At 64.7% G+C, this 23,708-nt stretch carries 20 protein-coding genes; 11 read left to right on the forward strand and 9 right to left on the reverse strand.

Going from position 1 to position 23,708, the window contains the following annotated elements; all coding sequences use genetic code 11:
* Positions 1-60 precede the first annotated feature (60 nt).
* A complete protein-coding gene (locus ACNEOT_RS09140; RefSeq protein WP_415973550.1) occupies positions 61-825 on the reverse strand; it encodes a class I SAM-dependent methyltransferase in 765 nt (254 codons plus the stop codon).
* Between the two features lie 22 nt (positions 826-847).
* Entirely contained in the window at positions 848-1,831 is a 984-nt protein-coding gene (locus tag ACNEOT_RS09145) for a hypothetical protein (protein WP_415973551.1), read from the reverse strand.
* Between the two features lie 206 nt (positions 1,832-2,037).
* Here ACNEOT_RS09145 and ACNEOT_RS09150 point away from each other — a divergent pair, with 206 nt between their 5' ends.
* The 3 genes from ACNEOT_RS09150 to ACNEOT_RS09160 all read left to right on the forward strand — a co-directional run bounded on the left by ACNEOT_RS09150 (position 2,038) and on the right by ACNEOT_RS09160 (position 3,923).
* A complete protein-coding gene (locus ACNEOT_RS09150; RefSeq protein ID WP_415973552.1) occupies positions 2,038-2,727 on the forward strand; it encodes a hypothetical protein in 690 nt (229 codons plus the stop codon).
* Between the two features lie 13 nt (positions 2,728-2,740).
* Positions 2,741-2,917: a hypothetical protein gene (locus tag ACNEOT_RS09155; RefSeq protein ID WP_415973553.1), complete on the forward strand. Its 177-nt coding sequence runs from the start codon at positions 2,741-2,743 to the stop codon at positions 2,915-2,917.
* Between the two features lie 115 nt (positions 2,918-3,032).
* Complete coding sequence (locus ACNEOT_RS09160) at positions 3,033-3,923, forward strand: trypsin-like serine peptidase (RefSeq protein WP_415973554.1); 891 nt, start codon at positions 3,033-3,035, stop codon at positions 3,921-3,923.
* Here ACNEOT_RS09160 and ACNEOT_RS09165 read toward each other — a convergent pair.
* Positions 3,898-5,259 (reverse strand): D-arabinono-1,4-lactone oxidase, encoded by a 1,362-nt coding sequence (locus ACNEOT_RS09165; protein ID WP_415973555.1) that lies wholly within the window; start codon positions 5,257-5,259, stop codon positions 3,898-3,900. The genes ACNEOT_RS09160 and ACNEOT_RS09165 overlap by 26 nt on opposite strands.
* A 149-nt stretch (positions 5,260-5,408) precedes the next feature.
* Here ACNEOT_RS09165 and ACNEOT_RS09170 point away from each other — a divergent pair, with 149 nt between their 5' ends.
* Positions 5,409-6,050 (forward strand): TetR/AcrR family transcriptional regulator, encoded by a 642-nt coding sequence (locus tag ACNEOT_RS09170; protein WP_415973556.1) that lies wholly within the window; start codon positions 5,409-5,411, stop codon positions 6,048-6,050.
* A 90-nt stretch (positions 6,051-6,140) separates the two neighbouring features.
* Positions 6,141-7,355 (forward strand): alanine racemase, encoded by a 1,215-nt coding sequence (locus ACNEOT_RS09175; RefSeq protein ID WP_415973557.1) that lies wholly within the window; start codon positions 6,141-6,143, stop codon positions 7,353-7,355.
* Here the strand turns inward: ACNEOT_RS09175 and ACNEOT_RS09180 are convergent.
* On the reverse strand, positions 7,325-10,774 hold the full coding sequence (locus tag ACNEOT_RS09180; RefSeq protein ID WP_415973558.1) for a TM0106 family RecB-like putative nuclease: 3,450 nt from the start codon (positions 10,772-10,774) through the stop codon (positions 7,325-7,327). The two genes, ACNEOT_RS09175 and ACNEOT_RS09180, sit on opposite strands and share 31 nt — an antisense overlap.
* A gap of 79 nt (positions 10,775-10,853) precedes the next feature.
* On the opposite strand from ACNEOT_RS09180, the gene ACNEOT_RS09185 reads away from it, so the two are divergent.
* Positions 10,854-11,471, forward strand: a complete 618-nt coding sequence (locus tag ACNEOT_RS09185) for an alpha/beta hydrolase (RefSeq protein ID WP_415973559.1) — start codon at positions 10,854-10,856, stop codon at positions 11,469-11,471.
* 59 nt (positions 11,472-11,530) lie between these two features.
* On the opposite strand, the gene ACNEOT_RS09190 is transcribed toward ACNEOT_RS09185, so the two are convergent.
* Positions 11,531-13,318, reverse strand: coding sequence for an AMP-dependent synthetase/ligase (locus ACNEOT_RS09190; RefSeq protein ID WP_415973560.1), 1,788 nt, complete (start codon positions 13,316-13,318; stop codon positions 11,531-11,533).
* A gap of 277 nt (positions 13,319-13,595) precedes the next feature.
* Here ACNEOT_RS09190 and ACNEOT_RS09195 point away from each other — a divergent pair, with 277 nt between their 5' ends.
* The 4 genes from ACNEOT_RS09195 to ACNEOT_RS09210 all read left to right on the forward strand — a co-directional run bounded on the left by ACNEOT_RS09195 (position 13,596) and on the right by ACNEOT_RS09210 (position 19,084).
* Positions 13,596-15,374, forward strand: a complete 1,779-nt coding sequence (locus ACNEOT_RS09195; RefSeq protein WP_415973561.1) for a DEAD/DEAH box helicase — start codon at positions 13,596-13,598, stop codon at positions 15,372-15,374.
* Between the two features lie 151 nt (positions 15,375-15,525).
* On the forward strand, positions 15,526-16,026 hold the full coding sequence (locus tag ACNEOT_RS09200) for a 2Fe-2S iron-sulfur cluster-binding protein (RefSeq protein WP_415973562.1): 501 nt from the start codon (positions 15,526-15,528) through the stop codon (positions 16,024-16,026).
* Entirely contained in the window at positions 16,023-17,018 is a 996-nt protein-coding gene (locus ACNEOT_RS09205; RefSeq protein ID WP_415973563.1) for an FAD binding domain-containing protein, read from the forward strand. The genes ACNEOT_RS09200 and ACNEOT_RS09205 overlap by 4 nt, the downstream gene beginning before the upstream one ends.
* On the forward strand, positions 17,015-19,084 hold the full coding sequence (locus tag ACNEOT_RS09210) for a xanthine dehydrogenase family protein molybdopterin-binding subunit (protein WP_415973564.1): 2,070 nt from the start codon (positions 17,015-17,017) through the stop codon (positions 19,082-19,084). The genes ACNEOT_RS09205 and ACNEOT_RS09210 overlap by 4 nt, the downstream gene beginning before the upstream one ends.
* A gap of 35 nt (positions 19,085-19,119) precedes the next feature.
* Here the strand turns inward: ACNEOT_RS09210 and ACNEOT_RS09215 are convergent, their stop codons facing one another.
* Genes ACNEOT_RS09215 through ACNEOT_RS09230 form a run of 4 tightly spaced genes read right to left on the reverse strand, consistent with a single transcriptional unit; the run spans position 19,120 to position 22,444 of the window.
* On the reverse strand, positions 19,120-19,866 hold the full coding sequence (locus ACNEOT_RS09215) for an amino acid ABC transporter ATP-binding protein (RefSeq protein WP_415973565.1): 747 nt from the start codon (positions 19,864-19,866) through the stop codon (positions 19,120-19,122).
* The gene (locus ACNEOT_RS09220) at positions 19,863-21,353 is read right to left on the reverse strand and encodes an ABC transporter permease subunit (RefSeq protein ID WP_415973566.1); all 1,491 of its coding nucleotides are present in this window, start codon (positions 21,351-21,353) and stop codon (positions 19,863-19,865) included. Before ACNEOT_RS09220 ends, ACNEOT_RS09215 begins: the two co-directional genes overlap by 4 nt.
* Positions 21,354-21,392: 39 nt before the next feature.
* Positions 21,393-21,875 (reverse strand): RidA family protein, encoded by a 483-nt coding sequence (locus ACNEOT_RS09225; RefSeq protein WP_415973567.1) that lies wholly within the window; start codon positions 21,873-21,875, stop codon positions 21,393-21,395.
* Between the two features lie 14 nt (positions 21,876-21,889).
* Positions 21,890-22,444, reverse strand: a complete 555-nt coding sequence (locus ACNEOT_RS09230; RefSeq protein ID WP_415973568.1) for a histidine phosphatase family protein — start codon at positions 22,442-22,444, stop codon at positions 21,890-21,892.
* Positions 22,445-22,522: 78 nt separating this feature from the next.
* On the opposite strand from ACNEOT_RS09230, the gene ACNEOT_RS09235 reads away from it, so the two are divergent.
* Entirely contained in the window at positions 22,523-23,698 is a 1,176-nt protein-coding gene (locus ACNEOT_RS09235; protein ID WP_415973569.1) for an acyl-CoA dehydrogenase family protein, read from the forward strand.
* The last annotated feature ends 10 nt before the right edge of the window (positions 23,699-23,708 follow it).

The following is a 23,708-nucleotide window of genomic DNA, read 5'->3' on the forward strand; positions in this document are numbered from 1 at the left end:
TCGGTTGCGCGCGGCGCTACGTGACCACGCACGGACAAGTTCGTCGAGTCCGGGCGACGGTCACTCGGCACTCATTGTGGTGCATTCGAGCAGCATGAACAGCGGGCGGGTGAAGTTGGTTGCCCAGAATGTGTCGGATCGTCTCTGCTCGGCAGAGGGCCGGGGTTCCCGCAGGCTCGTGATCGCGAATCCCGCCGCGGTGATCATTCCGATGTGTTCTTCCAACGAGTAGAACTGCTGGAAAGACGCGGCGGGGGAAGTCAGACCCGCGACGTCGAAACGCTGTTGGACCGTTCTGACACCGAAGTAGTCGTCGATCGTGGACGCGAAGCCGATCCCCTCCCGGTCGCCGCGGGCGGCGTAGAAGCAGGGATGCATGGACAACACGATCAACCGCCCCGCAGGCCGGAGGACTCGCTGAAACTCTTCGAAACGTTTCGCCGGATCCGCGATGCCGTGGGGGAGTCGGTTCGCCACCACGACGTCGACACTTGCGTCACCCAAGGGCATGTCAGCCACATCGGCGTGATGATAGTCCGCGCGGTGGCCGCCGCTCTCGGGGTGCTCGCGGGCCGCGATGATCAACTCGGCGCAGGTGTCGACACCGGCCACGTGCGCGGCCCCGCGCGCGATGAGATCACGTGCGAAATAGCCCTCGCCACAACCCGCATCGAGCACACTCGCGCCGGTGCAGTCGCCGATCAGATCCAGCAAGGCCACGTCGGTGACCTCCGTCTGAAATTTATCGAGTCGTTGTCGAACGACGCGCTCCCAGTACGCCGCGTTCTGCTGATACCCGCGCGATACTTCGAGGTCACCCAGCATCTCGTCTCCCTGAATCAACTGTTCACGTGATGGCAGTGAGTAGCGCAGTGCACGCGGCACGCACCCCCGAATCTTCGAGACCGCCGTCGATTCTGTATTCGAGAGTATCGGCCAACCGTCGCTTTGCGGTCCCGAATCCGTTGTCGTGAGCCAGCACCGCCACGATTGCCGTTGTCACCAGATAGTGCACGTACGCCTCGTTCCTGTTCTCGAGGTCGTGCAGGATGAGGTCTGCGGTATCACTGAACGTCGTTGTCGAGGGAATCGAAAAGTCCATCGACTGCGCGAGGTCGGAACTGTAGGAGGCAAGGGACCATATTTCGTTGCGCTGCAACAGTGGCTTTGCCCTCAGGTTCTCCGTATAGCGCCTCGAGATGTCGACGTCGCCACCAGCCAGAATCGCGCCGACGGTCGCGCTTCGGTACAGGAATGCGGAGCTGCGCTGCGCTGCATCGAAGGTCGCAATCGGTGACGCCCCAAACACTTTGGTGAGTTTGTGTACCAATATTCCTGAACCGACCGTGCTGTAGAGAGAGTTGTCGGAAGTGGTGGTCGCGGCCTCCACCATTCGAGTTGCCTGTGAGAGGAAGTGGTCCTGGTCGGTCAGTAGCGCGCCCGGTCCGGTCGTGAACAGGGCATCGAGTGCGATGTCGGAAGCGGATCCCCACGCGCGCGTCAACCACGCATTTGCCGAGCGTCGATCTTGGCACGTTACGCTGGCCGCCGCGGTCAGCGCCGTCGCCACGTGCCGACCCGAATCTGATTGTCTCACAATGCTATCGAGCACATCTGCCGACACGTCCAAGCCCGCATCGGCGCACTGCCGGAGCGCCGATTCGATCAAGCGCGCTCCGCTGCGCCGGGTTACGTACCCGGCGAGGTCCGGAATGACGGCAAGCAAGTTCTGCAACGTCGCGCCCGCGACCTTGTCCAGCCAGAAGTCGTCGGGCCACAGCCTCGACACGGTACTGGTCGACAGGCCCGACAGGAGGACCACATCGGCCATGGTGAGTGATGTCTCGCCGGCAATCGAGTCGAGAGACCGCGGGCGTTGCAGTCCAGTACCTCGGGGCCGCGGTGCTCGAGGCCGAGACGCCGCTGACTCACCCTCCCAGTGCGGAACGCGTCTTACCAATTCGACACCCCCTTGTCAATGATCATCCCGTCCGCGTGACAACTGTAGCGGACAGTCGTTACTTTGCCTCATGATTCATGAGTGCACCCGATCGGCTCGATATCGCCCGGATGTACCGAAAGATCGGACGGCTCGCCGTGTGGTCAGTTTTCCTGCACGTCGAGCAACCGACGGTCGTCGGACTGTCGATACCTCTGAGAAAGGACAATACGTTGTCTCGCAACACTGTTCGTCGCTCGACCGTCATCGCTGCGATGGGTTTTGCCGCTCTCGCATTGTCGTCGGGAATGGCGCAGGCCCAGGACATTTCCAGTGCACCCACGCCGATCACCTCCCCGGCCGACCAGAGCGCCGGAACACTGACTCAGGTCTCGCAAGCCGAATTCGTGTTCCATCCCGGCGACGGCGTGTCTGTCGCGGTCACCGATACCGGTGTGTCGCTCACCGACGGCAACTCTTCCGAGACGCTGCCGACATCGGCGACGGACAGAACCGGCGCGCCGGTGAACCTTCGATACGTGCAGGGCTCGGACGGGCTTCACATCCAGGTGATCGACCCCGCCAAGTCATCCCCCGAGCCTGCTCCGGGAACCGAGACCCAGGAAGGCTTCTTCCAGTGCGCGCTGGGCACTGCCGGCGGCGCAGGCCTCGGTGGGCTCACCGGAGCGGGGGTCGGCTCCACCGTCCCAGTGCTCGGCACAGGCATCGGTGGCATCATCGGTGGCGTGTCGGGTGCTGCCACCGGCGCCGCTGCATCGTGCTTCTGACAAAGGAGGATTCGTGAGTTCTGTTCTCTGGGCACCACGTTTCGCTGCCGTGTACTTTCTTGCGGCTCTCGCGGCTTTCGTACTGTTCACTGCCATCGGTTCGAACATGGCGATAGTTGCACCGCTGATCCTGGCCTCGGCCGGGATGGGAGTTGCTGTGCTGATTCGTAACCGCACGGTTCGCCGATGACTCGGTGCTGAAATCGTTCTGACGAAACATCGAAAAGCCTGTCGGCACAACAATTCTGCGCCGGCAGGTTTTTCGTTTCTCAACACCGTCGCACGTCCGCCGAGGGAGACGAAAGATGAAGAAAACGATCCGACTGCGGTCGTCGACCACGGCGATCGCAACGCTGGCCCTGATGATCCCGGCACTGGCAGGCGTCGGCGGTGCGGCGGACGCTGCACCCACCACGGGACTGTCGATCGACCCGGTCGGCTACAGAGTCGTCGACGGCAACGCGGACCTGAGCAACCCCCTTCCTCACGACGGTCTGACCACAGACGTCGGATATTCGTCGACCGACTCGTCGAACGGGCCCGTTCTACCCAGCCCCCGTTCGGTTATCGGCCCCGACGATCGCGCTCAGGTCTACGACACACAGCTGACCCCCTACCGTCGCTCGGGTCAGATCACGTTCCTCGACAGCACCCGGACCAGGGCCGGCAGTTGCACCGGTTGGCTGATCTCACCGACCGCCGTCGTCACCGCGGGACACTGCCTCACCGACGGCACCGCCCCCACGGTCGACATGGAGTTCGCGCCCGCACGCAGCGGTGTCGGCAACGACCCCTACGGCACATTCCGGGCAACCGAAGTGTGGTTCGATGCCCAGTACGGTGCACCGGGTAGGGATTGGGGGTTGATCGAACTCGATGCCCCGGCCGGTGACAGTGTCGGCTGGTACGGCATCGAATCGGTCGACGACCTGGACTTGGTCGGCCGCCGGACGCGAATCATCGGATACCCCGGTGACAAACCCGCCGGAACCATGTGGCAGGCCGTCGATTCCATAGACAGTCGAACCGACCGCACGTTGTCGTACGCGACCGACACCTTCGGCGGTCAGAGCGGAGCAGCTGTGACTACCGACGACTACGACATCGCGGACGCTATCCACACCGATGGTGGCAGCATCAACAGTGGAACCGCTCTCACTGCCGAATTGTTCAACACCCTCGCTCGATTGCGGTAGACGGCATCGATTCCTGATGTGGATCGGACAGCAGACGCTCGAGGTACTCGCTGCCGAACAACTTTCCCGGGTCCATCGAATTCCGAACACGCAGGAAGTCGTCGAAGTGTTCGTAGGTATCGCGCAGCTCGTCGCTGCCGAGGGAATGCAGTTTGCCCCAGTGCGGTCGCCCGTCGACGCTGCGGCAGATGGTCTCGACGGCGTCGAAGTACTCACGGTGATCACGTCGGTGGTATTGATGCACTGCGATGTAGGCCGTCGGGCGTCCGTACGCGGTCGAGAGCCAGATGTCGTCGGCTGCAGCACATCGCACTTCCACTGGGAAGGCAATGGAGAGATCGGACCGCTCGAGCCAGCGGTCGACCTCGCGCAGAACCCAGCCGATCTCGGCGATCGGCACCGCGTATTCCATCTCGACGAAACGGACGGTGCGTGAGGACGCGAACACCCGGTACGAGCGGTCGGTGTACTCGCGCGCCGACAACGCCCTGGCCGAGACCGCGTTCACCCGGGGAATCAGGGCCGGGATGCGCGTCACCACGCGGTTGAGGCCTTCGAATGCGGTGTTGGACAACAGTTCGTCGTCGATGTACGAGCGCACCTTGCCCAGCGGCCGCAGCGCGGCGTCGCCGGGAAGGCGGGTGTTGCGTTTGGTCAGCACTCGGTCGGTGTGCGGAAACCAGTAGAACTCGAAGTGGTCGACGCCCGCGACGATCGATTCGAGTTCGGCGAGCGTTCCCCGCAGCGTCGACGGCTCCTCGACGGCGTGCAGGGCGAAGGCGGGAACACAGTCGAGAACGACTCGGGTGATGACGCCGAGCGCACCGAGACCGACGCGGGCCGCGTCGAACAGTTCCGAGTTCTCCTCGCGCGAGCATCGCACGAGCGCGCCGTCGGCGGTCATGAGTTCGAGCGCGTGCACCTGGGTGGCGATGCCGCCGAAGGATGCGCCGGTTCCGTGCGTACCCGTGGAGATGGCTCCCGCGACGGACTGCTCGTCGATGTCGCCGAGGTTCGCCATGGCCAGACCGAGATCCCACAACCGCGCGGTCAGCTCACGCAGCCGAGTGCCGGCGAGCACCGTGACCTCGGCGGAGCCGTCCGCGGCGCGGACGACGGATTCGATCCCGCGCAGCGAGTCCAGGCCGATCTGTACTCCGTCGGTGACGGCGATCGGTGTGAACGAGTGGCCGGCCCCGACGCACCGCACCGACAACGATCGTCCGACGGCATCCGCCAGCACGGCGCGCAGCTCGTCCACCGACGTTGGCTCGACGCGGCTCGCCGGACATGCGTGTTGATTACCTGCCCAGTTCGTCCACGGCCGCGCGCTCATCCGATCACTATCGCACTCCTGATACCGAAGGACCGTTCCGCAGGCTCCACTCCTCTATCCGAATGGGTCGTTCCGCAGGCTCCACTCCCCGCACCCTTCCGCTGGGTCAATTCGAGGCACAGACCCCGCCCGCGACCTAGTATCGGGTCATGCAATCGAGGCTGCCCGCAGATGTGCGACGCGCACAACTGGTGCGGTCGGCCATCGATGTCGCCGAGCGGGTGGGTATCGAGTCTTTGACGGTGCGGGCCCTCTCCGAGCACGCCGACGTCACCAAAGGCATCGTGCAGTATCACTTCGAGACCAAGCAGGATCTGGTGATCGCGATGGGGGAGCACCTCATCGTCGACGTCACCGAGATCTTGCACGCCGCCCTCGACAGTGCCGTGTGCACGCGCGAGTTGCCGGGTGTGCGGGGTCTGCGCGAGCTGGTGCACGGCGGGTTGAGCGCGGTGTGGTTGCTGATCGAGAAGTCCGCGGATCGGCAGTTGCTCGCGTACGAGATCAAGACCTATCTCCTGCGCCATCGTGCGCTCGGGTCGGCCACTGCCGCCGAGATCGCCAGCGGGCAGTATCGGATCCGAGATTCCGAGGCGCGGTTGTTCTTCGAGAAGTGCTCCGCCCACACCGGCACGCGATGGCTCGAGCCGGTCGCATCGATCGCGCGTTTCGGGATGGCGACGCTCGACGGTCTGGTGCTGCGGTGGTTGGTCGACGGTGACGATCTCGAGGTATTGGCCCAGATAGACGACCTGTCGGGGCTGATCGCGGGCAAGGCCCTCGACTGCTGAGAGCCCCGTGTGGCAGATACTCGCTGAGACTTCTCGGCTGCGGAGTGTTTGACTGTGCAGGCCTGGCAACGACGACGAAGGATACGCCGCATGAGTTCGATCGCCGGTGTCGCGACCACCGACACGACACCACTGTCCCGTATCGCCGCTGCCACCGAGGGGCTCGAATCTCCCTTGGCGGCAGTCGATCTGGCAGCTCTCGATGCAAACGCGGCGGCGCTGCGAGCGCGAGCAGACGGTGTGCCGATCAGGGTTGCGAGCAAGTCCGTCCGGTGTCGAGCCGTACTGGACCGCGTGCTGGCGGCCGACGGCGTGAGCGGAGTCATGGCGTACTCCCTGCGCGAGGCGGTGTGGTTGGCACGCCACGGCGTCGACGACATCCTGATGGGCTACCCCACGGTCGATCGCACCGCCCTTGCCGAGGTCGTCAACGATCGCGTTCTGTCGGGACGCATCACGCTGATGGTCGACGACGTCGCGCAGCTGGACATCGTGCGCGACGCCGCAGGCAGCGACCTTCTCAAGCCACGTATCTGTATCGATGTCGACGCCTCGTTGCGGATCGGGCCGCTGCACATCGGGGTCAGGCGCTCCCCGCTGCGTGAACCCGAGCAGGTCGCCGCCTTCGCTCGGAGGGCGCAGGCACGTGGGTTCCGGGTGGTCGGGCTGATGTTCTACGAGGCGCAGATCGCCGGTGTGCCCGATTCCAATGTCGCGGTGGAATTGATGAAGTCGCTCTCCTCTCGTGAGATCTCCACGCGTAGAACGGCAGTGGTCGACGCCGTGACCGCGGCGGTGGGTCGCATCGAGATCGTCAACAGCGGCGGCACCGGATCGATCGACTTCTCGGCGGCCGATCCGGTCGTCACGGAGGTCACCGCAGGATCGGGTCTGTTCGCGCCGACGCTGTTCGATCGGTATCGCGCGTTCTCGGCCGAGCCGTCCCTGTTCTTCGCACTTCCCGCGGTGCGCAAGCCGACTCCGCAGATCGCCACACTGTTCGGCGGTGGCTACATCGCGTCGGGTCCGGCGTCGACGTCGCGGTCCCCGCGGCCGGTCGCGTGGTCGAGGAAGGCCAGGGGAGTGGTGGCGTCGGGCCTGAAGTTGCTCCGTAACGAGGGCGCGGGCGAAGTGCAGACTCCGGTCAGCGGTGCAGGCGAGGTGCAGATCGGTGATCGCGTCTGGTTCCGGCATGCCAAGGCAGGCGAGCTGTGCGAGCGCTTCGACACCGTGCACCTGGTGCACGCCGACGGATCCGTCGAGGCGGTTCCCACCTACCGCGGCGAGGGTATGGCTTTCGGCTGAATGCCGTTCTCGCACAGGCTCATGAAGGTGCCGAGGGTGACCAGTCCGGCCGGGGTCGACGGCAGATACTGTGTCAGTGCTCGCGATCGGATCAGTATCGCGGCCCATTGACCACGCGAGACCGCGACGTTGAGTCTGTTGCGAGACAACAGGAATCCCATACCTCGCGGAACGTCCTCGATGGCCGAGGCAGCCATCGAGATCAGCACCACCGGTGCCTGTCGGCCCTGGAATTTGTCGACGGTGCCCACCGAGACTTCGTCGAGTCCGGCAGTCGACAGTCGCTCGACGATGACGGCGACCTGAGCGTTGTAGGCCGCGACCACCAGGAAGTCGCTCTGCTCCATCGGGCGTACGCCCTCGAACGACTGCGGGTTGCTCCAGGGGCGGCCGAGAAGATTCTGCACGCGGGTGACGATCTCGTCGGCTTCCTCCACCGAGTCCGTGGAGTTGCCGTGATGGTCGAGGTAGACGATGTGCAGGCCGGGCTCGAGCCCCGTGAGTGAACGAGCCTGTGTCACAGCGCTGTTGGATTGAAGCTTGCCCTCGTACGACAGCGTCGAGACCGGGGCGCAGAGATCGGGATGCATCCGCCACGTCGTTGCCAGGAAGTACCCGCGGTCGGCGGGCAGCGTCGGGTGACCGTTCGCGATCGCGCCCAATGCCGATTCGTCGACGGGTTCGGGGTGGGTGCCCTGGCTGACCTGCGGCAACTGTGCCGGGTCGCCGAGCAGCAGCAGGTTGCGTGCAGACACCGAGACGGCGATGGTGTTGGCCAGCGAGAACTGCCCGGCCTCGTCGACGACGAGCAGGTCGAGGGACCCGGGCGGAATTCGGCCGGGGTTCGAGAAGTCCCAGGCGGTGCCGCCGATGACGCAGCCGTCCTCGGCGTCGGTGACGAAGCGGGAGTACTCGGTGGGCTCGACGACGGTGTGGGCGGTGGGGGCCTTCTTGCCCACGCGTGCCGGGTCCACTCCGGCGGCCACGACGGTGTCGAGCAGGTTGTTGACCACGTGATGGGACTGGCCGACCACGCCGACGCGCCAGTGGTGGACATCGACCAACTCGGCGATCACCCGCGCGGCGGTATACGTCTTTCCGGTCCCGGGCGGACCCTGCACGGCAAGGTAGGAATCATCGAGATCGAGCAGCGCCGACGCAACGGCCTTCGCGTAGTCGCCGCCGCGAACGGCGGGAAGGCCGGTGCCGGAACGGGTTCGGGGAGCGGACAAGGTCAACAGGTCGGCGACCGCTGTGCGCGGCAGGCGCGGCAGGGCAGCGCTCACCTCGGTTGCGACCGTCACGATCGCTTCCTCGAGATATTTGGTCGCCGGAGGGGGCTCGGGGGCGGTCGCAACGGGAAAGTCGGTGTACTCGTCCACTCCCTTGCGCAGGTTCTCCTGCACCACGACCATGTCGAGGGTGCCCTCGTACCCACTCTGCACGATCTCGACCGAGGTGGTGGCGCGATGGGTCGGCTGCTGCTTCGGCAGCCCGTCCGGGGCCGGATCGTCGTAGAGCAGTTTGACCTTCGAACCCGACAGCACGCCGTTGCTCAGGTGTCCGAGCAGTTTGATCTGCCGTCGCAGAACCCGTTGTTTCGGTGCGGTTTTCATCCAGTCGTGCACCAGCTCGGCACGTTCGACCTTCAATACGTCGGCTGCGTCTGCCCACTCGTCCAACGGGTGGGTCAGGCGATCGAAGTGCGCCCACCAGAACGGCTTTCGTTCGCGCCGGTGGTAGCCGATCGAGCCCGAGAACAGCGCGACGGCCTGCTGCGTCGGAGTGCGGTCCCACGGCAGTCCGGCGTACTCGGCGAGTTCGAGTTCCAACGGGCTCGCAGTGTCGGCTGCACTCTCGTCGAGCTCGAGGTGCTGCATCACCCGCGGGTGCACACCGGCGTCCGACGCCCGGTCGAGTAGCCAATCGCGCAGTCGCAGAGTCGATTCGCAGTCGGTGCGGTTGTATTCGGCGATGTCGGCGAGGAGGGCAGCTGCCTCGGCGTCCTTGCCTCGATCTCGCAGATCGCACCAGTTCGCGTATTCGACGATCGACGCGGCCGCGTCGATCACGTCTCCGTCGCGGGCCGCGGGCATGTACAGGGGTTCGAGCTTCTTGATGCTGTAGGACCGAGCTCCGATGCGCACCGCGGATCGGACGACGGGATAGAGGTCGACCAGAACGTCGTCGCGCAACAGGTTGTCGACGGCATCCTCGCCCACTCCGTAGCGCCCGGCCAGGCGCAGCAGCGCGGTCTTCTCGTAGGGCGCGTAGTGGTAGACGTGCATGTTCGGGTGAGCGGCGCGGCGTGTGGAGACGTAGTCGAGGAAGTCCATCAGCGCGCGGCGTTCCTGCGCGCGATCGTGTGCCCAGAACGGCAGGAATTCGCCGTCGGCGGTGTAGACGCCGAACAGGTATTCCAGCCCCCATTCCGTGCTGCCTGCTTCGGCCCACAATGGGTCACCCTCGAAATCGAAGAAGATGTCGCCCGGATCGGGCTCGGGAATCACGCCGAGCGCCTCGGCATCGAAGATCTCGAATTCGGCTCCACCGCTGCGTTCCTGACGCACCTGCAGCGCCGCCTGAGCCTGCAGATTCCCCACGGTGCGAGACGACATACCGTCCACGCTCCCGGTCGATTCGGCGAGTTCGTCGATCGTCGAGATGCCTGCATCGAGTAGCTTGTCTCGCGTACTCGCGCGCATACCGGCAACGAGAACCAGGTCGCGATGCCGTTCGACCTCCACCGTGCAGGCCTCGCACTGCCCGCAGCCGGAGTACCGCGAGTCGAACCAGTCGACGACGGTGCCCTCGGCATGATGCTCGTCGAGAATGTGTTGCAGGTGTTCTCGGGACTGCCGGTAGACCGGAAGAATCTCGGCGAGCGAGTGCGCGGAGTCGCTGCCGTCGCCGAGCATCAGGTGCACCTCGTCGCTCGGAGTGATGCCCCCGGCGCGCATGGCATCGGCGTAGGCCGCCAATTGGAGTAGTGCCGGGACCTTCGCGTGTCGCGAGAGCTTGGTGTCGTACACGGCGTATCTCGAGCCCTCGGCCACCAAGAAGTCGCAGAAACCCAGGAATCGGCCGTCGAAGAAGGTCGCCTGATAGACAACCGGTGTGCGAGAGGTGAGAGCGGTGAAGGTCGCCCAGGCCGCGTCCGCCAGTTCCTGTTCGGTACGTGCCGGTCGATCCATCGTGGTGACCCCGCCGGGGAATCGCTGCCGAAACGTTTCCAGCTGACGGCGCTCGTGCTCGAATCCGAGGGCGGACGTGCGGTCGAGCATCGGATCGGGCACCACAGCGGCCCGCGGGATCAGACCGGTGAGGCCGTCGAGTCGGCGCAGCAGTCCGAATTCGCAGGACGCTGCCGCTGCGAGGTCACTGGCGCTGTAGATGATCCGATCGCCCAAGAGGAACACGCGCCAACCCTAGCGATGGTGTCGGACACCCGCGGGGAGGATGCGCGCGGATGGGGCCCTGACAGGGCAAGATGATTCAATGCCATTTTTCGACGGAGCCACCGGTGCTGTCCATTATCGAACCTGGACTGTTCCGGACGCTCGATTCGGTCTCGTTTTCCTGCACGGTCTGGGACAGAACAGTGCTCACTATCACCGGTTCGCGCGTCTGCTGAACGAGCGGGGCGTCGATGTCTGGGCAGTCGATCATGTGGGTCACGGTCTCACCGAGGGCGAGCTCACCGATGCCGCCCAGATTGCCGGTCTCGCGCAGAATGCGTTGCAGTTGATCGATATCGCAGAGGCCGAGCACCCCGAGTTGTCGTTCGCTCTGATGGGACATTCGCTGGGCGCGGCCACCGCTATCGCGGCTCTCGGCGCGCATCCGGAGGCGGTGCGGTGCGCCGTTCTGTGCGGCACGCCGAAGTCGGTGACCGGCTCGGCCAACGACCTCGCCGACAACGTGATTCCGCTTCTCGCCGTGCACGGGGTGGACGACCGCCTGGCTCCGATCGACGCGGTGCGCGAATGGATCGTCGGCGTGCCGGACGCGTCCCTGCGCGAGTTCGAGGACGGCGGCCACGACCTACTGCACGAGAAGATTCACCAGCAGGTGACGTCGGTGGTGGCGGAGTTCCTCGACGATCACATGTCCTGACACCGACAAAGGAAGGGCCCGGCGCGTCGATCGCGCCGGGCCCTTCCTTTGTGGTCGATCTACGAGTAGATGGCCTCGATGTCGCTGCCGCGCTCGGCGTGAATGATGTTGCGCTTGAGCTTCATCGTCGGGGTGAGCTCACCGGTCTCGACGGTGAAGTCGTTCTCGAGGATCGTGTACTTCTTGATCTGTTCCGGGCTCGAGACCTTCTTGTTGGCCTCGGCGACGGCCTTGTCGATCTCGGCGACCAGGTCGGCGTTCTTGGACAGTTCCGCGAACGGGATGTCCGCGGCGAGGTTGTGTCGCTCGAGCCAGCCCGGCAGAGCCTCGGGATCGAGGGTGATGAGCGCACCGATGAACGGCTTCGCGTCGCCGACGACGAGGCACTGGCTGATGATCGCGTTCGCGCGCAGGGCGTCCTCGAGCACTGCGGGGGCGACGTTCTTACCGCCGGCGGTGACGATGATTTCCTTCTTGCGGCCGGTGATCGAGACGTAACCTTCCTGGTCGATCGCGCCGAGGTCGCCGGTGTGGAACCAGCCGTCGACGATCGCCTCGGCCGTGGCCTTCTCGTTGTGCCAGTAGCCGCTGAACACGACGGGTCCCTTGAGCAGGAGCTCGCCGTCCTCGGCGACCTTCACCGAGTGGCCGTCGATGGGCTTGCCGACGGTGCCGACGCGCTGTTCCTTGGTGGTGTTGACGGTGATGGCCGCGCTGGTCTCGGTCAGTCCGTAGCCCTCGTAGACCGGGACGCCTGCGCCGCGGAAGAAGTGGCCGAGGCGGGCACCGAGCGGTCCGCCGCCGGATACCGCGCGGGTGCAGTTGCCGCCGAGTGCTGCGCGCAGCTTGGAGTAGACCAGCTTGTCGAAGACGGTGTGCTTGAGGTTCAGCACCAGTCCGGCTCCGCCCTTCTCCTGGGCCTCGCTCCACTCGATGGCCGTCGCGGCGGCCTTGTCGAAGATGCTGCCCTTGCCGCCGTCGTGCGCTTTCTGCTTGGCAGAGTTGTAGACCTTCTCGAACACGCGCGGCACCGAGAGGATGAAGTTCGGCTTGAAGACGGCGAATTGATCGACGAGCGTCGTCACGTCAGAGGTGTGGCCGACGGTGACCTTGGACTCGAACGAGCCGAAGGAGACGGCACGGGCGAACACGTGCGCCATCGGGAGGAACATCAATGTGCGATTGCCCTCCTTCATGGAGTCGTGCAGCGCGATCTGCGTGGCCTGAACCTCGGCGTAGAAGTTCGCGTGCGTGAGCTGCACACCCTTGGGGCGACCGGTGGTGCCCGAGGTGTAGATCAGGGTCGCGGGAGATGCTGCGCTGACCTGGTGGCGTCGCGTGTGCAGATCCTCGTCGCTGACCCCTGCGCCGCGGGTGGTCAGTTCGTCGATGGCTCCGGCGTCGATCTGCAGAACCTCGCGCAGATCCTTGGCACCTTCGGTGACCTCTTTCAGATTCGAGGCGTGGGCTGCGGTCTCGACGACGAGCAGTGTGGTGGCGGAGTCTTCGAGGATCCACTGCGCCTGATCGGCGGAGGAGGTCTCGTAGATCGCGACCGTGCACCCGCCTGCGGACCAGATGGCGTAGTCGAGCACGACCCACTCGTAGCGCGTCGCGCTGAGGATCGCGACGCGATCGCCGAGCTCGACACCGGAGGCCATCAACCCCTTGGCAACTGCCGCAACCTCTTTGGCGAACCGATCTGCCGTGACATCGGTCCACGTGCCGTTCACCAGACGTTGGAACGGTACGAAGTGCGGCGATTCCTTCTCGTACCTGTAGACGGTGTCGGCCATGGATGCATCGTCAGGAATGGTGAACGACGCCGGCACAGAATATTCGCGCACTGCTGGACCCCTTACGGAAAAATAGCGTGGTAGTTGTGCATTTCATCACATTCGAGGCCGTGGCGCACCATCCGGGGTGTCCGGTTTGTCGACTTTGCCGCGGGTCCGGGGGAGTTGAGTGTGACTCGGGGTACAACTTAACCGCCTGCAGCGGAGTCTCGCGGTCGGGTAGCCACTGTGAGGGCGCGCGCACGGGGCGCCGTCGAGGCCGTTCTCGTCACCTGATCAGCGCAGAAGGGTTCGCAGGGGCCGAGCAGGTACTAAACTCTCTCGACATATGAGCACTTCAGAAACTGATCAGGATGCCGCCGTGACGTCTGACGAGACGAGTACCACCCCTACGGACCCGTCGTCGACAAGCAGCGACGACATCACCTTCGCCGATCTCGGGATCGACGAGCGGGTCCTGAAGGCCCTGCACGACGTCGGATACGAGAGCCCGTCGCCCATCCAGGCGGCCACCATCCCGCCGTTGATGGCAGGTAACGACGTCGTCGGTCTGGCGCAGACCGGAACCGGTAAGACCGCCGCGTTCGCGGTGCCCATCCTGTCTCGACTCGACGTCTCGCGCCGGGTACCGCAGGCGCTGGTACTCGCACCGACGCGTGAGCTGGCACTGCAGGTCGCCGAGGCGTTCGGTAAGTACGCCACCCACATTCCGGGTCTGCACATTCTGCCGATCTACGGCGGCCAGGCGTACGGCATTCAGCTGTCGGGTCTGCGCAAGGGTGCGCAGATCATCGTCGGTACCCCCGGTCGCGTCATCGACCATCTCGAGAAGGGCACCCTCGATCTGTCCGGGCTCGAGTACCTCGTGCTCGACGAGGCCGACGAGATGCTCAAGATGGGTTTCCAGGAAGACGTCGAGCGCATCCTCTCCGACACCCCGGAGTACAAGCAGGTCGCGTTGTTCTCGGCCACGATGCCTGCCGCGATCCGCAAGATCTCCAAGCAGTACCTGCACGACCCGGTGGAGATCACCGTCAAGACCAAGACGTCGACGGCACCGAACATCACCCAGCGCTACGTTCAGGTGGCCCATCAGCGCAAGCTCGAGGCGCTCACTCGAATCTTCGAGGTCGAAGAGTTCGAGGCCATGATCATGTTCGTGCGCACCAAGCAGGCCACCGAAGAACTCGCCGAAAAGCTACGCGCACGGGGCTTTTCGGCCGCTGCGATCAACGGCGACATCGTCCAGGCCCAGCGTGAGCGCACCATCGGTCAGCTCAAGAACGGTCAGATCGATATCCTGGTGGCCACCGACGTCGCGGCCCGCGGTCTCGACGTCGACCGCATCTCGCACGTCATCAACTACGACATCCCGCACGACACCGAGTCCTACGTGCACCGCATCGGTCGTACTGGCCGCGCCGGTCGCGCCGGGCAGGCTCTGCTGTTCGTCGCGCCGCGCGAGCGCCACCTGCTCAAGGCCATCGAGCGCGCGACGCGTCAGCCGATCACCGAAATGCAGCTCCCCAGCGTGGACGACGTCAACGCGCAGCGTGTGACGAAGTTCGGTGACTCCATCACCGAGAGCCTCGGCAACGAGAACCTGGCACTCTTCCGTCGCCTCATCGAGGACTACGAACGCGAACACGACGTGCCGTTGGTCGACATCGCGGCAGCGCTGGCCATCCAGTCGCGCGACGGCGAGGCATTCTTGCTCAAGCCCGAGCCGCCCGCCCCGCCGCGGGCACCGCGCGAGCCACGCGAACCGCGACCGCCGCGCACGTTCGACGAGGATGCGGCCAGTTCGCATCACCGCAAGACGGGCCAGGAGATGGCGACGTACCGCATCAGCGTCGGCAAGCGGCATCACGTCGCGCCGGGAGCGATCGTCGGTGCCATCGCCAACGAGGGCGGTCTGCGTCGAAGCGACTTCGGCCACATCAGCATTCGACCCGATCACTCGTTGGTCGAACTGCCCGCCGACCTCGCCGACGAGACGGTCGAGGCATTGCGCCGCACCCGCATCAGCGGCGTGTTGATTCAACTGCAACCCGATTCCGGTCCTCCCGGACGCAGCGGCGGCGGAAAGTTCAAAGGCAGGCGCTAGCGCGCACGTGCACGGCGGAGCCTGCGGTCGTTCCGCAGGCTCCACTCCGGTCTCGTAGCCCACTACGAATTTCCGTGCACGACCCTGTGTCACCTCGAACCCCGCTGTACCTGGGCGTTTGCCGGCCGCCCGCACGGGTATGCAACTCGGCATGACCAACGTCACCCTTCGTGTCAACGGCACGGTCCACGAACTCGATTGCGATGTCCGAACCACCCTGCTCGACGCGTTGCGGGAGGACCTCGACCTGATCGGTGCCAAGAAGGGGTGCGACCACGGGCAGTGCGGAGCGTGCACGGTACTGGTCGACGGGCGGCGGATCAACAGCTGCCTGACGTTCGCGGTCGCGCAACAGGATTGCGACATCGCCACGGTCGAGGGCTTGGCCGACGGGGACACACTGCATCCCGTGCAACAGGCCTTCGTCGATCGCGACGCATTTCAGTGCGGGTACTGCACATCCGGGCAGATCTGTTCGGCGGTTGCAGTCATCGACGAGGCCAAGCAAGGTTGGCCCAGCGCGATCACCGAAGACCTCGACGCCACCGACGTCGAACTCGACGCCGCCGAGGTGCGAGAACGCATGAGCGGCAATCTCTGTCGGTGCGGTGCGTACGCCAACATCGTTCCGGCCGTCCAGGACGCATCGTGAAGACGTTCGAGTACGACGCGGCAACCACCGTCGACGACGCCGTGGCTCGCCTCGCCGAAAACGAGAACGCGATGCTCCTCGGGGGTGGTACCAACCTCGTCGACCTGATGAAGCTCGGCGTCGTGGGGCCGACAACTCTGATCGACGTGACGCGACTTCCGTTGCGCGACATCGACATATCCGACGACGGTTCGCTGCGCATCGGTGCAGGCGTGAGCAACAGTGATCTTGCGGTTCATCCAGTGGTACGACAGCGCTATCCGGTGCTCTCGCGGGCGCTGCTCTCCGGTGCCTCCGGACAACTGCGCAACATGGCCACCACCGGCGGAAACCTGTTCCAGCGCACCCGTTGCGTGTACTTCATGGATTCCTCGAAACCGTGCAACAAGCGCGAACCCGGCTCGGGCTGTCCGGCGCGGGCGGGTGAGCACCGCAATCTCGCAATTCTCGGTGCCTCGCAGGCCTGTGTGGCGACGCATCCCTCCGACATGGCGGTCGCGCTGTCAGCCCTCGATGCGCGCGTGGTCGTGCGCGGAGTCGACGCAGAGCGCACCCTCGCGATCGATGACTTCTATCGTCTTCCCGGTGATGCGCCCGAGCGCGACAACACAGTTGCCCGCGGGGAAATCGTCACCGCCATCGAGATCCCGTTGCCTGCGGAGGGCACCGTCTCCACGTACCGCAAGGTGCGGGACCGGCAGTCGTACGCATTTGCAGTAGCTTCGATCGCAGCCACACTCGATGTCGAGGACGGAATCGTGCGAGGGGTGTCGATCGCTCTGGGTGGGGTCGCGCACAAGCCGTGGCGAGCGCGCACCGCCGAGCACGCGCTGCTCGGTGCTGCCGCCGACGATGCGTCGTTCCGGCGGGCCATCGCGCTCGAGCTGGAGGCCGCAGAGCCGTTGCGTGACAACGCGTTCAAAGTTCCGCTGGTCACCAACCTCGTCACTCGTACCTTGCTCGAACTCACGAAATCGGGAGACCGGTCATGACCGCATCGATCGGCCGGTCGATTCAGCGCACCGAGTCGATCGCGAAGGTCACCGGCCGGGCCCGGTACGCCGCCGAGCAGCCGCCGGCCGTCGGGCAGTTGTATGCCTGGTACGTGCCCGCGACCGTTCCCGTCGGTACGGTCCAACAAATCGAATTGGACGCCGACCCTTCGGTGCATACCGTTCTGTGGCATGGAAACGCGGAAAAACTGGGCAGCGTCGAGGATGCCGAACTGCATGTGCTGCAGTCGAACACCGTCGCGTACCGCGGTCAGATCGTGGCCGTTGTCGTCGCCGATACCCTGCAGGACGCCCGCGCCGCCGCAGCGCGAGTGCACGTGCAGTACGCCGACGTTCGCTCACCCGACAACACTCTGACGGCCGAGCACAGCACGCTGTATGCGCCGGAGTCGGTCAACGCAGGATTTCCCACCGACGTCACGATCGGCGATCCCGATGCGGCGCTGGAGTCGGCCGAGCACCTCGTCGACCATTGGTACTCGACGGCGCCGATGCACAACAGTCCGATGGAGCCGCACGCCACCACGGCGCAGTGGTCCGACGGCGTTCTGACGGTATGGGATTCGACGCAGGCACCGTCGGGTGTCCAGGGTGATCTCGCCACGGCATTCGACCTGGACCCCGAGCACGTGCGCGTCATCGCCGAGAACGTCGGCGGCGGCTTCGGTGCGAAAGGAAGCACTCGGCCCAACGTGATCCTCGCCGCGATGGCCGCTCGTGCCACCGGCCGGACCGTCAAAATGGTGTTACCGAGGCAGGCACTTTTCGACGTCGTCGGCTACCGCACCCCGACGCTCAATCACGTTCGCCTGGGCGCTGATTCGATGGGGACGCTACAGGCGATCGCGCACGATTCGTTCCAGCAGACCAGCACGATCTTCGAGTTCTGTGAGCAGACCTCGGAATCCACCCGCCACATCTACGCCGCCCCGAATCGCCGTACTACCCACCGACTCGCACAACTGGACGTCGGAACGCCGCGGTGGATGCGGGCACCCGGCGAAGCGCCCGGCATGTTCGCCGTCGAGACAGCCATCGACGAACTGGCCGAGGCCACCGGTATCGATCCGATCGAACTGCGTATTCGCAACGAGCCGGACGTCGATCCCGCCAGCGGCAACGCATTCAGCTCACGCGGTGTGGTGCAGTGCCTGCGCGAGGGTGCCGAGAAGTTCGGGTGGGACCGACGCAATTCCGCGCCCGGTCAGCGTCGAGAAGGCAACACCCTGGTCGGCATGGGAGTCGCGACGGCCAGCTACCCGGTGCTGATCTCGCCGAGTACCGCGTCGGCGCGAGTAGAGGAAGACGGCACCATCACGGTGTCCGTCGCCGCGTCGGACATCGGAACGGGGGCGCGGACCATCTTGCGTCAGATCGCGGCCGATGCCCTCGAGGTCGATGCGGACACCGTCGTTCTGGCACTGGGAGACAGTGCGCTCCCCACCGCTCCCGGAGCCGGCGGGTCCTCGGGTACCTCGTCGTGGGGCTGGGCGGTCACCAAGGTCTGCCAGGCGCTGAAGAATCAGGGATCGTACGAGCCGGGCAACTCGGCCGAGGCCGACACCACCGACGACGTCGAGGGGCAGAAGGAGCTGGCGCGCATGGCGTTCGGTGCTCAGTTCGCCGAGGTCGCCGTCGACATCGATACCGGTGAAGTCCGGGTGCGGCGCATGCTCGGGGTGTTCGGCATCGGCGCGGTGATGAATCCGCGACTGGCCAGGTCTCAGCTCATCGGCGGCATGACGTTCGGGCTCGGCATGGCGCTCATGGAGAACGGCGTCACCGACCACGAGTTCGGCGGGTTCGCCAACCATGATCTCGCCGAGTACCACATCCCGGCGTGTGCGGACGTCACCGATCTCGAGGCCGTGTGGATCGACGAGGTGGATACCGAACTCTCGCCGATGGGCGGCAAGGGAATCGGTGAGATCGGCGCAGTCGGATCCTCGGCAGCCATCGGAAACGCGGTCTACAACGCCACCGGTGTTCGAGTCCGCGACCTGCCGATCACCTTGGACAAAGTGCTCGCGCAGTGGCGTGATTGAGTGCCCCAGGCGGCACTTGACCACGCCACTGGCCGCTAGGCCAGAATTCGCTGCAGGAACTGGCGTGTTCGAGGCTCGGTCGGGTCCACCAGAACCTGCTCCGGCGTGCCACGTTCGAGTACGACGCCGTTCTCGATGAACAGCACCTGATCGGCGACTTGCTGGGCGAAGCGAATCTCGTGGGTGACGATCACCATCGTCCAGCCCTCGGCGGCAAGGCCTTTGATGACGGCCAGAACTTCTCCGACCAGTTCGGGGTCGAGCGCAGAGGTGGGCTCGTCGAACAACATCAGTTTGGGGTGCAGGGCGAGGGCTCGGGCAATTCCGACGCGCTGCTGCTGTCCGCCCGAGAGTTGGAACGGGTACTGGTCGGACTTGGCGTCGAGGCCCACCTGGTCGAGCAGAGCATGGGCGTCGCGCACTGCGTCGTCCTTGGCTCGCTTCTGCACGATCACCGGTCCCTCGATGATGTTCTGCAGCACCGTCTTGTGTGGGAACAGGTTGTGGCTCTGAAACACCATGCCGCTCTGGGCGCGGAAGTGCCGTAGTTGCGCCGCGTCGACGGGTTCGGCGAAATCCACCGACACCTCGCCGATTCGGATGACGCCTGCATCGGCTTGATCCAGTGCGTTCAGCGAGCGCAACACCGTGGTCTTGCCGGATCCGGACGGCCCGATGATGACGGTGACGGTGCCCGCGGGGACGGTGAACGAGACGTCCTTCAGTACCTCGATCGGACCGAAGGACTTCTTCAGTGCGGTTACTTCCAGCAGGTCTGTCATTTCGCCACGTACCTGTCGAGTCGGACTTCGAGTTTGCCTTGGAAGAACGAGAGAATGATGCAGATAACCCAGTAGTACAGGGCGGCAACGGAATACAGGGTGAAGAAGTCGAACGTCGGGGCCGCTGCGAGCTGTGCGACTCGAAGCAGCTCGGTCACCAGAATGGTCGATGCGAGCGAGGTGTCCTTCACCAGTGAAATCAACGTGTTGGACAACGGGGGCACCGCAGTGCGTAGAGCCTGCGGAAGCACGATGCGTTGCAACGTGGTTCGGTACCCCATGCCGATTGTCTGCGCGGCCTCCCACTGGCCCTTGGGGACGCTGAGAATCGCCGCGCGAATGACCTCGGCCGCGTAGCCACCCACGTTGAGAGAGAACGCAACCACTGCGGCCGGGAACGGCGAGATCACGATCCCGAACTGCGGCAGACCGTAGAAGATGATGAACAGCTGCAGCAGCAGGGGAGTTCCGCGAATGATCGAGACGTAGAACCTGGCCACCGCGGCGAGAGGTTTCATCGAAGAGATGCGGGCGAGTGCCACGGCGAGGGCGATGACCAGTCCGACGACGAAGCTGATGGCGGTCAGCGGAATGGTCATCGTCACCGTTGCTTTCAGCATCGGCCACAGGTTGTCGAGCACCAGCTGGGTCTTCGACGGCGCCGTCGATGCTGCATCCTCGCTCACCGGTGCCGCGGTGTCGGCGGTCGGGGCGGCGACGTCGCTGCCGAAGTACTTCTTCGAGATCTCGGCGATGGTTCCGTTGTCACGGAGTGTGTCGATGGCGGCGTCGACCTCGTCCATCAAGCCGCTGTTCTTGCGGGCGACGAAGGACTGCAGCGTCGTGTCTCCGGTCTCGCCGGAGACCTTCACTCCCGTGTCGCCGGTCTGCTGCAGGTATTCGGCAATGGCAAGGGAGTCGTTGACGGTCGCGTCGACCCGGCCGTCCTTGACGAGAGTGACGGCTTGGACGAATCCTTCGACGGCCTCGACCCTGGCACCCGCGTCCGTGGCGACCTCGGCCCAGTTGCTGGTCGAGGATTGTGCGGTGGTCTTGCCTGCCAGATCGGCCGTCGAGGTGATCGTGGTGTTGTTCGCGGCGGTGAGGATCTGTCCTTCGGACACCGTGTACGGCTTGGACAGGTCGTAGGCCGACTGTCGGGCCGGGGTGATCGAGACCTGGTTGGCGATGAGGTCGAATCGTTGCGATTGCAGTCCGGCGAAGATCGAATCGAACGGGGTCTGCACGAAGTCGACGCGTACGCCCAGTTCGTCTCCGACCGCGTTGATGACGTCGATGTCGTATCCGGTGAGTTGTCCGTCCCCGCCCTGGTAGCTGAACGGACTGTAGGTGCCCTCGGTGCCGACGACGAGGACGCCGTCGTCGCGTACCCGGTCCAGTAGGGACTGTGAAGAAGAACTGCACCCGGACAATCCGAGTATTCCGATCAGAATTGCGACCAGAGCAAGAATGGATCTGCGCGCCATCTGCGCCCGCTTTCGCCGTATGTACGAGTGGAGCAAAACCTACCCGTCGATCTCCAGTTCCGCTGACACCACGACGGTGTTGTTCATCGGCAAGGCGGACGCCCCGAGTGCGGTCCGCGCGTGCGCACCGATCTCGGGTCCGAAGATGGCGAGCACCAGATCGGAGAATCCGTTGACGACGGTGGTGGTCTGGGTGAATCCGTGGTCGGCGTTGACCGAGCCGGTCACGGTCAGCCATGCGCTGATTCGATCGAGGTCGCCGATCGTGCGGGCGACGCTACCGAGAAGCGCCAGTGCGGTATCGCGCGCGGCATCGGTGGCGGCGTCGAGACTCACCTCGGACGGCACCGCGCCGAACGGGCCTGCCAGAGTTCCGTCCGGTGCCAGAGGCGAATGCCCCGAGGCGAACACCCCGTTGCCGCGCACGCGCACCCACTCGAACGAGAACTCGAAACCGGGTGGGGCGGTCGGTTCACCGGGCAGTGTGAAACCCAGTTCGGTGATGCGACGTTCGATCTCCATGAGAGAAAACTCTGTCAGACCGGGACTCCGTTGATGGTGCGAACGGTCCAGCGAGAACCGTCGTGTTCGAGGGTGGAGACGCCCGCGTTGAGGATTCGCGGGGAGTGGCGTCGCCGGATCGCGTCGAAGATCGCCCGGATGACACCGCCGTGTGCCACGGCGATCACCGCGGAGTCGGGGTAGCGCGCTGCGATGTCGTCGACGCCGCGCACACCCCGCACGATCAGATTCGAGCGCGGTTCCAAGCCCGGGTATCGGCCGTCCGGCCAATGCGAGTACGCGTCCCAGTCGGTGAATCCTTCGGCGTCTCCGAAGTGTCGTTCGGCCAGGTCCGGGAATTCGGCGGTACGGGTCAGGCCGAGATGTGCACCGATGATGTCTGCGGTTTCTGCCGCTCGGATCAACGGTGAACTGACGAGGTGATCCCAGGTGCGGAACTCGAGTTCGTACCCCGCTTCACGGGCCTGAGCGCGTCCGGTGTCGTTGAGCGGTATGTCCGAGGAGCCCTGGAGACGGCCGTGCAGATTCCAGTTCGTTTCACCGTGCCGAACCAGTGCCAAGAAAGTCATAGTGAGCGGAGAATATCTCAGAGCTACCAGGGAGTACGGTCGATACGAAGACAAGCGAAGGAAGTTGGAGGATTGTCGATGAATCTTGCCCTGACAGAAGAAGAGGCCGCGTTCCGCGAGGAGATGCGGACGTTCTTCACCACGAAGATCCCCGCCGAGATTCGTGAGAAGAGCGAGACGGGTCAGGAGTTGACCAAGGACGAGGTGGTTACGACCATGCGAATCCTCAACGAGCACGGCTTGGCGGTGCCGCATTGGCCTGTCGAGTTCGGTGGCCGCGACTGGACCGCAGTCCAGCGTCACATCTGGCTCGACGAAATGCAGTTGGCGTCGGTGCCGGAGCCGCTGGCCTTCAACGCCTCGATGGTCGGCCCGGTCATCGCGACGTTCGGTTCCCAGGAGCTCAAGGAAAAGTTCCTCCCCAAGACGGCGAACCTCGACATCTGGTGGTGTCAGGGCTTCTCCGAGCCCGAGGCCGGATCGGATCTCGCGTCGTTGCGCACCACCGCCATCCGCGACGGTGACGACTACATCGTCAACGGACAGAAGACGTGGACCACGCTCGGCCAGTACGCCGACTGGATCTTCGCGCTGGTGCGCACCAATCCCGATGCGCCGAAGAAGCAGGCCGGAATCTCCTTCCTGCTCATCGATCTGAACACTCCCGGCATCGAGATGCGCCCCATCAAGCTGATCGACGGCAGCGTCGAGGTCAACGAGGTCTTCTTCGAGAACGTTCGCGTTCCGGCGGAGAACCTCGTCGGCGAGGAGAACCAGGGCTGGAGCTACGCCAAGTTCCTGCTCGGTAACGAGCGCACCGGCGTCGCCCGCGCCGGACACACCAAAGTGCATCTCGGACAAGCGAAGAAGCACGCAGCGAAGACGAAGGTCGGCAGCGGCACGCTGCTCGAGGACCCACTGTTCGCGGCCAAGTTGGCCGAGGTCGAGAACGAACTGCTCGCCTTGGAGCTGACGCAGCTGCGCCTGGTGTCCAGCTCGGACGACGGCAAGCCCAACCCGGCGTCGTCCATTCTCAAGCTGCGGGGATCGGAATTGCAGCAGGCAACGACCGAATTGTTGATGGACGTCGCCGGACCGGACTCACTGCCGTACGAGGCGGGCGAGGACATCGAGAGCGAAGGCTGGGCACAACGGTCGGTACCGGGGTATCTCAACTACCGCAAGGTGTCGATCTACGGCGGCTCGAACGAGGTTCAGCGCACCATCATCGCCTCTGCGATTCTCGGACTGTAAGGGAGCATCT

This window comes from Rhodococcus sp. 077-4 (assembly GCF_047782425.1).
In the GTDB taxonomy this organism is placed as follows: domain Bacteria; phylum Actinomycetota; class Actinomycetes; order Mycobacteriales; family Mycobacteriaceae; genus Rhodococcoides.